Origin of the sequence: Kosakonia sp. MH5, assembly GCF_009935945.1 — a bacterium.
Taxonomy (GTDB): Bacteria; Pseudomonadota; Gammaproteobacteria; order Enterobacterales; family Enterobacteriaceae; genus Kosakonia; species Kosakonia radicincitans.
Map to the genome: position 1 here is coordinate 41,594 of NZ_QODH01000015.1, position 12,601 is coordinate 54,194.

Here is a 12,601-nt window from a genome sequence, read left to right on the forward strand (position 1 = left end):
TTCTGTATCCGCGCAACTGGAGTAGATGATGCAGTTCTCAAAAATGCATGGCCTTGGCAACGATTTTATGGTCGTCGACGCGGTAACGCAGAATGTCTTTTTCTCACCGGAGCTGATCCGTCGTCTGGCGGATCGTCACCTTGGCGTTGGGTTTGATCAACTGCTGGTGGTTGAGCCTCCCTACGATCCCGAACTCGATTTTCACTACCGTATTTTCAATGCTGATGGCAGTGAAGTGTCGCAGTGCGGTAACGGCGCGCGCTGTTTCGCCCGCTTTGTTCGCCTGAAAGGGTTAACCAATAAACGTGATATCCGCGTCAGTACGGCGAACGGTCGTATGGTATTGAGCGTAACGGAAGACGAACTGGTACGCGTCAATATGGGCGAGCCAAACTTCGAACCGTCGCAGGTGCCGTTCCGCGCCAACAAAGCGGAAAAGACCTATATTATGCGGGCGGCGGAGCAAACCATACTGTGCGGCGTTGTTTCGATGGGTAATCCGCACTGCGTGATTCAGGTTGATGACGTGGACACCGCGCCGGTAGAAACGCTGGGGCCGGTGATGGAGAGCCATGAGCGCTTTCCTGAGCGCGCCAATATCGGTTTTATGCAAGTCGTCTCACGGGATCACATTCGTCTGCGCGTCTTTGAACGTGGTGCAGGTGAAACCCAGGCCTGTGGCAGCGGCGCTTGTGCGGCTGTCGCGGTCGGCATTCAGCAGGATTTACTGGCCGAAAATGTTCGCGTTGAATTACCGGGCGGTCGGCTTGATATCGCGTGGAAAGGACCGGGTCAACCGTTGTTTATGACTGGCCCGGCGGCACATGTCTATGACGGGTTTATTCATCTATGAAGCATATAGGAGAAGAGCAGCAGGAGCCGTTGGCCGAACTGGATGACCAGGCGGTGGCGGAATATCTGCTGCACCATCCTGAATTCTTTATCCGCAATGCGCGGCTGGTAGAGCAAATGCGCGTGCCGCACCCGGTGCGCGGTACGGTTTCTCTCGTCGAATGGCACATGGCGCGCTCGCGCAATCACATCAATGTGCTGGAAGAGAACATGACCTTGCTGATGGAGCAGGCGAGCGCAAACGAAGGGTTATTCTATCGTCTGCTGCGTCTGCAAAGTCGGCTGGCATCCGCCAACAGCCTCGAAGAGATGCTTAACCGTTTTCATCGCTGGGCGCGCGATCTGGGGCTGGCAGGCGCGACTATCCGCCTGTTTCCCGATCGCTGGCGTCTGGGCGCGCCTTCCCGCTACACCCATCTTGCGCTCTCCCGCCAGGCCTTTGAATCGTTGCGCATTCAACGCTTAGGCCAGCAGCATCACTATCTTGGCTCATTAAACGGGCCGGAGTTGCTGCTGCTGTTGCCGGAAGCGAAAGCAATCGGCTCCGTGGCCATGTCATTAATGGGGCCGGACGGTTCCCTTGGCGTGGTGCTGTTCAGCAGTCGTGATGTTCACCATTACCAACAAGGTCAGGGCACCCAGCTTTTAGATGAGATAGCGCAGATGCTGCCGGATCTTCTGGAACGCTGGATCGAGCGCGTATGAGTGACTCACCGCTATTACCTGCCGTTAGCAAATTCCTGCGTTACCTTGGCGTTGAACGTCAGCTCAGCCCCATTACGCTGCTTAATTATCAGCGTCAGCTTGATGCCATCATTGCTTTGACCGGTGAAACCGGCCTGAAAAGCTGGCAACAATGTGATGCTGCAATGGTGCGCGCAATTGCCGTTCGCAGCCGACGAAAAGGACTCGGCCCGGCAAGCCTGGCGCTGCGGCTTTCGGCACTGCGCAGTTTCTTTGACTGGATGGTCAGCCAGGGCGAGCTACCGGCAAACCCGGCGAAGGGCATTTCGGCACCGAAAGCGCCGCGGCATTTGCCGAAGAATATTGATGTTGATGATGTGAACCGGTTGCTGGATATCGATCTTAACGATCCGCTGGCCGTGCGCGATCGGGCCATGCTGGAAGTGATGTACGGTGCCGGTTTGCGTCTTTCGGAACTGGTCAATCTGGATATCAAACATCTGGATCTGGAAAGCGGCGAAGTGTGGGTAATGGGCAAGGGCAGCAAAGAGCGACGCTTACCTATTGGTCGCAGTGCGGTGACCTGGATCGAGCACTGGCTCGATCTGCGTGGGCTGTTTGGCGCGGAAGAGGATGCACTGTTTTTATCGAAGCTGGGGAAACGAATTTCGGCGCGTAATGTGCAAAAACGTTTTGCCGAGTGGGGCATCCGCCAGGGGCTTAACAGTCACGTGAATCCGCATAAACTGCGGCACTCATTCGCCACACATATGCTTGAATCGAGCGGCGATCTGCGCGGGGTGCAGGAACTGCTCGGTCACGCTAATCTTTCAACGACACAAATCTATACCCATCTCGATTTTCAACATCTTGCATCGGTGTACGACGCCGCGCACCCGCGCGCCAAACGGGGGAAATAATGCGTTTTTACCGCCCATTGGGTCAGATCTCCGCGATCACTTTTGACCTGGACGATACTCTTTACGACAACCGGCTGGTGATCCAGCGTACCGAACAGGAAGCGCTGGCGTTTGTGCAACGCTATCATCCGGCGCTGAACGGCCTGGAAAATGAAGAATTCAAGCGTTTGCGCCAGTCGCTGCGGGAAACCGAGCCGGAGATTTATCACGACGTTACTGAATGGCGGCGACGCGCTGTCGAACAGGCGATGCTGAACGCCGGGCTGACAGTCGAGGAAGCCGCTGTGGGCGCACAGGCCTCAATGGTTAACTTTGCCAAATGGCGCAGCCGCATTGATGTGCCACAGGAAACCCACGACACGCTGAAGAGGCTGGCAACGAAGTGGCCGCTGGTGGCGATCACCAACGGTAACGCGCAGCCGGAACTGTTCGGGCTGGGCGATTACTTTGAATTCGTGCTGCGCGCCGGGCCGGACGGGCGTTCAAAACCGTTCAGCGACATGTACCATCTGGCCGCAGATCGCCTTGGTGTGGCGGTAGAGGATATTCTGCATGTTGGCGACGATTTGACCACGGATGTTGCGGGCGCGATCCGTTGCGGCATGCAGGCATGCTGGATCAAACCGGAAGGTACCGATCTGCTACAGGCAACCGACAGCCGTTTGTTACCGCATATGGAAATTTCGCGGTTGGCATCCCTCACGACGCTGATATAATCACCAATAGTTCTGTATAAAATACCAGGGTTTTTGGCGGATGGCGCTACGCTTATCCGCTCTACGGTAACGTAGGCCCGGTAAGCGAAGCGCCATCGGGCGCTTCGTTCAATTCCTGACGACTACGCGACGGTACCTATGGACGTTTCTTATCTGCTCGACAGCCTCAATGACAAACAGCGCGACGCCGTAGCCGCAGAGCGCAGCAATATGCTGGTGCTGGCCGGGGCGGGGAGCGGTAAGACGCGCGTGCTGGTACACCGTATCGCCTGGCTGATGACCGTGGAGAACTGCTCGCCGTACTCGATCATGGCGGTCACTTTTACCAATAAAGCGGCGGCGGAAATGCGTCACCGTATCGGTCAGTTGATGGGCACCTCACAGGGCGGAATGTGGGTGGGCACGTTCCACGGCCTGGCGCACCGCTTGTTGCGTGCGCACCATATGGACGCCAATTTGCCGCAGGATTTCCAGATCCTCGACAGTGAAGATCAGCTCCGGTTGCTGAAACGCCTGATCAAAGCGATGAATCTGGATGAGAAGCAGTGGCCGCCGCGTCAGGCAATGTGGTACATCAACGGCCAGAAAGATGAGGGCATTCGTCCGCATCATATCCAGAGTTTCGGTAACCCGGTTGAGCAGACCTGGCAGAAAGTTTATCAGGCCTACCAGGAAGCTTGCGATCGCGCCGGGTTGGTGGATTTTGCCGAGCTGCTGCTGCGCGCCCATGAGCTGTGGCTGAACAAGCCGCATATTTTGCAGCACTATCGTGAACGCTTTACCAATATCCTGGTGGACGAATTTCAGGATACTAACAACATTCAGTACGCATGGATCCGCCTGCTGGCGGGCGACACCGGCAAGGTGATGATCGTCGGCGACGATGATCAGTCCATTTACGGCTGGCGCGGCGCGCAAGTGGAAAACATCCAGCGCTTCCTGAAAGATTTCCCCGGCGCGCAGACCATTCGCCTGGAGCAGAACTACCGCTCCACCAGTAATATCCTTAGCGCCGCTAACGCCCTGATTGAAAACAACAACGGGCGGCTGGGGAAAAATCTGTGGACCGACGGCGTCGATGGCGAGCCGATTTCACTCTATTGCGCGTTCAACGAGCTGGACGAAGCGCGCTTTGTCGTAAACCGTATCAAAGCCTGGCAGGACAACGGTGGGCAACTGACGCAGTGCGCCATTCTCTATCGCAGCAACGCCCAGTCGCGCGTGCTGGAAGAGGCGCTGTTGCAGGCCAGTATGCCGTACCGCATTTATGGTGGTATGCGATTCTTCGAACGTCAGGAGATCAAAGATGCGCTCTCCTATCTGCGTTTGATCGCCAACCGCAATGATGATGCCGCGTTTGAGCGCGTAGTGAATACGCCGACGCGCGGCATTGGCGATCGCACGCTGGATGTTGTGCGCCAGACGTCACGCGATCGTCAGTTGACGCTGTGGCAGGCGACGCGCGAGCTGTTACAGGAAAAAGCACTGGCGGGCCGTGCTGCAAGCGCCCTGCAACGCTTCCTCGAACTGATTGACGCGCTGGCGCAGGAAACGGCCGATATGCCGCTGCATGTACAAACCGACCGGGTGGTGAACGACTCTGGTCTGCGCATGATGTACGAGCAGGAGAAGGGCGAGAAAGGCCAGACGCGTATTGAGAACTTAGAGGAGCTGGTCACCGCCACGCGGCAGTTCAGCTACAACGAAGAAGATGAAGATTTAATGCCGTTGCAGGCGTTTCTCTCTCACGCCGCGCTGGAGGCGGGTGAAGGGCAGGCGGACACCTGGCAGGATGCGGTGCAGCTTATGACGCTGCACTCGGCAAAAGGTCTGGAATTCCCGCAGGTCTTTATCGTTGGCATGGAAGAGGGCATGTTCCCGAGCCAGATGTCGCTGGATGAGGGCGGTCGTCTGGAAGAGGAGCGCCGGCTGGCGTATGTCGGCGTGACGCGAGCGATGCAGAAACTGACCCTAACCTACGCTGAAACGCGTCGTCTGTACGGAAAAGAGGTTTATCACCGCCCTTCACGCTTTATCGGCGAGCTGCCGGAAGAGTGTGTGGAAGAGGTGCGTTTACGCGCCAGCATCAGCCGCCCGGTTAGTCATCAGCGCATGGGAACGCCAGCCGCGCAGAGCGACACCGGCTATAAACTTGGCCAACGCGTGCGCCATGCGAAGTTTGGCGAAGGTACGGTAGTGAACATGGAAGGCAGCGGTGAACATAGCCGTTTGCAGGTGGCTTTCCAGGGGCAGGGTATTAAATGGCTGGTGGCCGCTTATGCGAAGCTGGAAACTGTCTAACGTTCAGAAAAATATCATTATTTTGTAATAATCTGCTAGCCTTATACGCTAAAGGGCAAATATTGCTCTTTAGCGTTTCGTTGCGTGTTGACGCCTTCTGAGTGCTGGCGTAACATGCGCGCACGATCACGCTAAGAGGACATTCGCCTTGGACACACCCAGTAGATACTGGCTCAATCTCCTGTTCCGCAGGAACAACTCCTAAGGCTATTTTCTCATGCTGATAGCCTCAGAGGTTGTCAGCGACCTGTATGTTTCCCGTCGCGCTGAGTCAGGCTGTTTAATGGTCTGAAACCCAATTCGTTTCTTGTGTGCCCACCGAACTGTCCGATATTTTTTGCATTGGGAGTCCCGGCCATGCTGAGCGCATTTCAACTGGAAAACAATCGTTTAACCCGTCTTGAGGCTGACGAAATCAAACACCTCGCCAGCTCGGTTTGGGTTGATTTGGTCGAGCCGGACGAAGACGAACGAACCCGTGTGCAAACGGAATTGGGTCAGAACCTGGCCACCCGACCTGAACTGGAAGACATCGAAGCCTCCGCGCGTTTTTTCGAGGACGAAGACGGGCTGCACATCCACTCCTTCTTCTTTTTTGAAGACGCTGAAGATCACGCCGGTAACTCAACGGTGGCATTCACCATTCGCGAAGGTCGCCTGTTCACGCTGCGTGAGCGCGAATTACCCGCGTTTCGCCTCTATCGTATGCGCGCCCGCAGCCAGGAGATGGTTGATGGCAACGCCTATGAACTGCTATTGGATCTGTTCGAAACCAAAATCGAACAGCTGGCGGATGAGATCGAAAACATCTACAGCGACCTGGAAAAGCTGAGCCGCGTCATTATGGAAGGCCAGCAGGGCGATGAATATGACGACGCGCTTTCAACGCTGGCGGAGCAGGAAGATATCGGCTGGAAGGTGCGCCTGTGTCTGATGGATACTCAGCGCGCGCTGAACTTCCTGGTGCGCAAGGCGCGTTTACCGGCCGGTCAGCTGGAGCAGGCGCGTGAGATCCTGCGCGATATCGAATCTCTGCTGCCGCACAATGAATCCCTGTTCCAGAAGGTGAACTTCCTGATGCAGGCGGCGATGGGTTTCATCAATATCGAGCAGAACCGCATCATCAAGATCTTCTCGGTCGTTTCCGTGGTGTTCCTGCCGCCGACGCTGGTGGCATCCAGCTACGGGATGAACTTTGAATTTATGCCCGAGCTGCACTGGAGCTTCGGCTACCCTGGCGCGATTGTCTTTATGATCCTCGCCGGGCTGGCGCCGTATCTCTACTTCAAGCGCCGCAACTGGCTGTAAGATAACGGGCGGCGCTGCCGCCCTTTTTCATTTTCACTGGAGTGCGTGCGCCGCTTCAACATGCGGTAAAGAGGCCGCACAAACTCTTCATCACTCGTTTTTGCGTAAACCGCGCTGGGTGTATACCGCATCCATAATAAAAATCGCCAGCGCCAGCCAGATAAAACCAAAGGTCACCATTTTATCCGGCCCTGGATGCTCGCCATAGAAAGCAACCGCCAGCAGGAACATCAGCGTCGGGCCGATATACTGGAAAAAGCCCAGCGTCGATAAACGCAAACGCATTGCCGCGCCGGTAAAGCAGAGCAGAGGAATCGTCGTAACCACACCGGCGGCCATCAACAACAGGTTCAGCGACAGGCTGTTTTGCCCCATATGGCTGGTCGGGCTATCGGTGATGCCAAATAGCCACACTGCTGCAACCGGCAGTAACCACAGCGTTTCTACCAGCATGCCGGTTTGCGCATCGACAGCGATTTTTTTGCGCAGCAGGCCGTAAAAAGCAAAACTAAATGCCAGACCAAGCGCAATGATCGGCAGCGAGCCAAACGTCCACAGTTGCACCAGCACGCCGACGGCAGCCAGCAGTACAGCCAGCCATTGCATACGACGGAAACGCTCGCCCAAAAACAGCATCCCCAGCAGGATATTCACCAGTGGGTTAATAAAGTAACCCAGGCTGGCTTCCAGCATATGGTTGTGGTTTACCGCCCAGATAAACAGCAACCAGTTGCCGCCAACCAGTACGGCCGAGACGGCCAGCAGCAGGATTTTTTTCGGCGTTTGCAGCAGCGCTTTTACACTGCCCCACTGACGGCTGACGCTGATCAACGCCAGCATGAAGAAGAAGGACCAGATGACGCGGTGAGTGAGAATTTCGTCAGCCGGTACGTACCAAATCACTTTGAAATAGGCCGGGGCAACCCCCCAAATGAAATAAGCGGCCAGAGCGAGTAACACGCCCAGCCGCGTCTGTTTTGCATCCATCGGGAAAACTCTTTGCTGAAAAGTAACCGTATGTTACCCGATTTTCACAACCGCCTCACCCCACCATATAGGTGGCCGTCGCGCTGGCGATATGCAGTTGATCCTCGTTATGCAGTTCTACGCGGGCGACGGCAACTTTATTGCCCGCGCGCAGCAAACTACTGCTGGCGGTGAAGCGCGTGCCGCGCCCAGGCCGCAGATAATCGACGCGTAAATCAATGGTGCCCATGCGCGACAAACGCTGGCGCAGCTCCTCTTCGCTGATAGTGTCATGGCGGGTTAACGTGCTGCCCACGCAAACCAGACCAGCGGCGACATCCAGCGCGGAGGCGATTACGCCGCCATGTAAAATGCTTTGCGCCCAGTTGCCCACCATCATTGGCTGATTAGTAAATTTCAACTCTGCATACTCTTTTTCATAACGTTCCAGCTCAAGACCTAATGCACGGTTAAACGGCATGTGATAGACAAAAATCTCGCCCACCAGCTTAAGGGTTTGATCGGCTGTGAGAACGGCTGACATAGCAATCTGATCCGATGTGTTAATGGAATGTTGATTTTATGCCTGTTATTTGTTGATTTCCAGTTTAAGAACCGATACCTGAGCAGTGACTCAATAAATATGTAGAATACTTGCGGGGAACTTCTTCAATTCAACAATATGATTCGGGAGCATAAAACCGATGCGGACCTCTCTGGGTTGGTTTTTCGCAGTGCTTGCACTGCCTTTTATGGCATACGCACAGGAAGCTACGGTAAAGGAAGTTCATGATGCCCCCGCCGTGCGCGGTAGCATCATCGCCAATTTATTGCAGGAGCACGATAATCCTTTCACGCTTTATCCTTATGAAACCAACTACGTGATCTATACCGATACCAGCGATATGAACAAGGAAGCGATTCGCTCCTATAACTGGTCTGATAATGCGCGTAAGGACGAAGTGAAGTTTCAGCTCAGCCTGGCGTTTCCGCTGTGGCGCGGGATTCTGGGGCCCAATTCTGTTTTTGGCGCTTCCTATACGCAGAAGTCCTGGTGGCAGCTCTCCAATAGCGCTGAGTCATCACCGTTCCGTGAAACCAACTACGAACCGCAGCTTTTCCTCGGTTTCGCCACCGATTATGAGTTTGCTGGCTGGACGTTGCGCGATGTGGAGATGGGTTTTAACCACGATTCAAACGGCCGTTCCGACCCGACATCACGTAGCTGGAACCGCATCTACACCCGCCTGATGGCGCAAAACGGCAACTGGATGGTTCAAGTGAAGCCCTGGTATGTGGTGGGTTCCACCGACGATAATCCGGACATCACCAAATACATGGGCTATTACCAGTTGGAGATTGGTTATCAACTGGGCGAGGCAATCCTCAGCGCCAAAGGGCAGTACAACTGGAATACCGGCTACGGCGGTGCGGAAATCGGCATCAGCTATCCGATAACCCGACACGTCCGGTTCTACACCCAGGTTTACAGCGGCTACGGCGAATCATTGATTGACTATAATTTCAATCAAACCCGTATTGGTGTGGGCGTGATGCTTAACGATCTGTTTTAAGCATTGCAGTTTCTGGCGCAGGCGCTGAAAATAGCGCCTGTTTTTATTTCAGGCAAATGGGGTCATTGTGGCGCAGGCGGAAGTATTGAATCAGGAATCGCTGGCTAAACAGGTCTTGCAGGAGACCTTCGGCTACCAGCAATTCCGCCCGGGCCAGCAGGATATTATCGACACCGTACTGAGCGGCCGCGACTGCCTGGTGGTGATGCCGACCGGCGGCGGAAAATCCCTGTGCTATCAAATTCCGGCGCTGGTGCTGCAGGGGCTGACGGTGGTGGTTTCGCCGTTGATCTCACTGATGAAAGATCAGGTCGACCAGCTACTTGCCAACGGCGTTGCGGCGGCGTGCCTGAACTCTACCCAAAGCCGTGAGCAGCAGTTTGACGTGATCAACGGCTGTCGCAACGGCCAGATCCGTCTGCTTTATATCGCGCCCGAGCGCCTGATGCTCGACAACTTCCTTGACCAGTTGCGCCAGTGGAACCCGGTGCTGCTGGCCGTTGACGAAGCGCACTGTATTTCCCAGTGGGGTCACGATTTCCGCCCGGAATACGCCGCACTTGGCCACTTGCGCCAGATGCTGCCGTCCGTGCCTTTTATGGCGCTGACTGCGACAGCTGATGACACCACGCGACGCGATATCGAACGCCTGCTGGGCTTAAACGATCCGCTGATCCAGGTCAGCAGCTTCGACCGTCCAAACATCCGCTATATGCTGATGGAAAAATTTAAACCGCTCGATCAGTTGCTGCGTTACGTACAGGAGCAGCGCGGTAAATCCGGCATTATTTACTGCAACAGCCGCGCCAAGGTGGAAGACACCGCCGCGCGCCTGCAAAGCCGTGGGTTCAGCGCGGCGGCTTATCATGCCGGGCTGGATAACGAGCTACGCGCGCGGGTGCAGGAGCAGTTCCAGCGCGACGATTTACAAATCGTGGTGGCAACCGTGGCGTTTGGCATGGGCATCAACAAGCCGAACGTACGTTTCGTGGTGCATTTCGACATCCCGCGCAATATCGAATCCTATTATCAGGAGACGGGCCGCGCCGGGCGTGACGGCCTGCCTGCGGAAGCGATGCTGTTTTACGATCCGGCGGATATGGCGTGGCTGCGCCGTTGTCTGGAGGAGAAACCGGCAGGGCCATTGCAGGATATTGAGCGGCACAAGCTCAATGCGATGGGCGCATTTGCTGAAGCGCAAACCTGCCGTCGTCTGGTGCTGCTCAACTATTTCGGCGAAGGGCGGCAGGAGCCCTGCGGCAACTGCGACATTTGCCTCGATCCGCCGCGCCAGTACGATGGTTTGCAGGACGCGCAAAAAGCGTTGTCGGCCATCTATCGCGTCAATCAGCGTTTCGGTATGGGTTATGTAGTGGAAGTGCTGCGCGGTGCGAACAATCAGCGCATCCGCGAATTCGGTCACGACAAATTGCCGGTGTACGGCATTGGCCGCGAGCAGAGCCATGAACACTGGGTGAGCGTGATCCGCCAGCTTATCCATATGGGATTTGCCACCCAGAATATTGCCCAGCATTCTGCGCTTCAGTTAACGGAAGCGGCGCGTCCGCTGCTACGTGGTGAAGTACCGCTGATGCTGGCGGTGCCGCGAATGGTAGCGCTGAAGCCAAAAGTGATGCAGAAAGCCGCCGTTGGCAATTACGATCGCAAGCTGTTCGCCAAGCTGCGTAAATTGCGAAAAGCGATTGCCGACGAAGAGAATATCCCGCCTTATGTGGTGTTTAACGATGCAACGCTGATTGAGATGGCCGAACAGATGCCGCTTTCGCCGGGGGAAATGCTCAGCGTAAACGGCGTGGGAACGCGCAAACTTGAGCGTTTCGGCCAGGAATTTATGGCGCTTATCCGCGCACATGTCGATGGCGACGAAGAGTAGTTTTAGCGGCCGAAAAGTGCCAGGATAGTTACTCACTGAATTATCTTCCCGCAGGTTCTCTATGTTGATGTTATTTCTTACCGTGGCGCTGGTGCATATCGTTGCCCTGATGAGCCCCGGCCCGGATTTCTTCTTCGTTTCGCAAACCGCCGTTAGCCGCTCGCGCAAAGAGGCGATGATGGGCGTGTTCGGCATCACTTGTGGCGTAATGGTGTGGGCTGGCGTGGCGCTGCTCGGCCTGAACTTGATCCTCGAAAAAATGGCGTGGTTGCACAGCATTATTATGGTCGGCGGTGGTCTTTATCTGTGCTGGATGGGCTACCAGATGCTGCGCGGCGCGCTGAAGAAAGATCAGAAACCGGCTGATGCGCCGAAAGTAGAGCTGGCAACCAGCAGCGGCCGCAGCTTTCTGAAAGGGTTACTGACCAATCTGGCGAACCCGAAAGCCATTATCTACTTCGGCTCGGTGTTTTCACTGTTTGTCGGCGATGGCGTCGGCACCAGCGCGCGCTGGGGTATTTTCGTGCTGATTGCGCTGGAAACGCTGGCCTGGTTTACCGTCGTCGCCAGCCTGTTCGCACTGCCGGCAATGCGTCGCGGTTATCAGCGTCTGGCAAAATGGATTGACGGTTTTGCCGGCGCGCTGTTTGCTGGCTTCGGCATCCATCTGATTATTTCCCGTTAATTCATCTGCCGGTTGGCGCTTCGTCATCCGGCCTGCGGATTTTCCAGGCCCGGTAAGCGCAGCGCCACCGGGCACCTGCCTCAGGCGTGGCGGGCAGAAGCCAGCAACGCGCCGACCAGCACGAACAGCGAACCAAATACCTTATTCAGCGCCTTCATCTGGTGCGGGCCTTTGATCCAGCCAGCAATGCGCTGCGCCAGCGTCGCGTAACCAATCATGACAATGATGTCGACGACGATCGTTGTTACCCCCAGCACCACATACTGCATCACCTGCGGCTGATGCGGCACGATAAATTGCGGGAATAGGGCGGCAAGAAAAACGATGCTTTTCGGGTTGGTCAGATTAACGAATACCGCCCGCTTAAACAGCCGACCGCGCGACTGGGTTTTCGCCAGCGTATTGAGATCGATAGCGCCTGCGGCGCGCCACTGCTGAATACCCAGCCAAATCAGGTAGGCTGCGCCCGCCCATTTCAGCACTTCAAACGCCAGCACGGAACGAGAAAACAGCGTACCCAGCCCGACACCGACCAGCACGATATGAATGCCAAGCCCGGTCTGCAATCCGGCAATAGAAGCCGCTGCGCCGCGATAGCCGTAGCCAATGGACGTGGTCATGGTGTTAATCGCACCGGAACCGGGCGAGAGACTTAAAATGATTGAAGTCAGCAGGTAGGCGAACCACCATTCGAAGGTCAT

12 protein-coding genes are annotated in these 12,601 nt (G+C 55.8%); 9 read left to right on the forward strand and 3 right to left on the reverse strand.

Annotation, left to right across the window (positions count from 1 at the left end):
* Positions 1 to 28 precede the first annotated feature (28 nt).
* From dapF to corA, 6 genes are all read left to right on the forward strand, one after another.
* Positions 29 to 853, forward strand: a complete 825-nt coding sequence (gene dapF / locus DK872_RS24915) for a diaminopimelate epimerase (RefSeq protein WP_007369166.1) — start codon at positions 29 to 31, stop codon at positions 851 to 853.
* On the forward strand, positions 850 to 1,557 hold the full coding sequence (locus DK872_RS24920; RefSeq protein ID WP_007369165.1) for a DUF484 domain-containing protein: 708 nt from the start codon (positions 850 to 852) through the stop codon (positions 1,555 to 1,557). The genes dapF and DK872_RS24920 overlap by 4 nt, the downstream gene beginning before the upstream one ends.
* Positions 1,554 to 2,456, forward strand: coding sequence for a tyrosine recombinase XerC (gene xerC, locus DK872_RS24925; protein ID WP_007369164.1), 903 nt, complete (start codon positions 1,554 to 1,556; stop codon positions 2,454 to 2,456). The genes DK872_RS24920 and xerC overlap by 4 nt, the downstream gene beginning before the upstream one ends.
* Positions 2,456 to 3,172, forward strand: coding sequence for a 5-amino-6-(5-phospho-D-ribitylamino)uracil phosphatase YigB (gene yigB, locus DK872_RS24930; protein WP_007369163.1), 717 nt, complete (start codon positions 2,456 to 2,458; stop codon positions 3,170 to 3,172). The genes xerC and yigB overlap by 1 nt, the downstream gene beginning before the upstream one ends.
* 138 nt (positions 3,173 to 3,310) lie before the next feature.
* Complete coding sequence (uvrD, locus tag DK872_RS24935) at positions 3,311 to 5,473, forward strand: DNA helicase II (protein WP_035889540.1); 2,163 nt, start codon at positions 3,311 to 3,313, stop codon at positions 5,471 to 5,473.
* A gap of 357 nt (positions 5,474 to 5,830) precedes the next feature.
* Entirely contained in the window at positions 5,831 to 6,781 is a 951-nt protein-coding gene (gene corA, locus DK872_RS24940; RefSeq protein ID WP_007369161.1) for a magnesium/cobalt transporter CorA, read from the forward strand.
* 90 nt (positions 6,782 to 6,871) lie between these two features.
* Here the strand turns inward: corA and rarD are convergent, their stop codons facing one another.
* Together rarD and yigI are read right to left on the reverse strand one after the other, a co-directional pair.
* The gene (rarD, locus tag DK872_RS24945) at positions 6,872 to 7,768 is read right to left on the reverse strand and encodes an EamA family transporter RarD (RefSeq protein ID WP_149289296.1); all 897 of its coding nucleotides are present in this window, start codon (positions 7,766 to 7,768) and stop codon (positions 6,872 to 6,874) included.
* A gap of 55 nt (positions 7,769 to 7,823) precedes the next feature.
* The gene (yigI, locus tag DK872_RS24950; protein WP_007369159.1) at positions 7,824 to 8,291 is read right to left on the reverse strand and encodes an acyl-CoA thioesterase YigI; all 468 of its coding nucleotides are present in this window, start codon (positions 8,289 to 8,291) and stop codon (positions 7,824 to 7,826) included.
* Positions 8,292 to 8,451: 160 nt separating this feature from the next.
* On the opposite strand from yigI, the gene pldA reads away from it, so the two are divergent.
* From pldA to rhtC, 3 genes are all read left to right on the forward strand, one after another.
* Positions 8,452 to 9,321 carry a phospholipase A gene (gene pldA / locus DK872_RS24955; RefSeq protein WP_007369158.1) on the forward strand — a complete coding sequence of 290 codons (870 nt, stop codon included), beginning with the start codon at positions 8,452 to 8,454 and terminating at the stop codon, positions 9,319 to 9,321.
* Positions 9,322 to 9,388: 67 nt separating this feature from the next.
* On the forward strand, positions 9,389 to 11,215 hold the full coding sequence (gene recQ, locus DK872_RS24960; RefSeq protein WP_007369157.1) for an ATP-dependent DNA helicase RecQ: 1,827 nt from the start codon (positions 9,389 to 9,391) through the stop codon (positions 11,213 to 11,215).
* A gap of 61 nt (positions 11,216 to 11,276) precedes the next feature.
* The gene (gene rhtC, locus DK872_RS24965; RefSeq protein ID WP_007369156.1) at positions 11,277 to 11,900 is read left to right on the forward strand and encodes a threonine export protein RhtC; all 624 of its coding nucleotides are present in this window, start codon (positions 11,277 to 11,279) and stop codon (positions 11,898 to 11,900) included.
* An 80-nt stretch (positions 11,901 to 11,980) separates the two neighbouring features.
* Here the strand turns inward: rhtC and rhtB are convergent, their stop codons facing one another.
* Positions 11,981 to 12,601 carry a homoserine/homoserine lactone efflux protein gene (rhtB, locus tag DK872_RS24970; protein WP_007369155.1) on the reverse strand — a complete coding sequence of 207 codons (621 nt, stop codon included), beginning with the start codon at positions 12,599 to 12,601 and terminating at the stop codon, positions 11,981 to 11,983.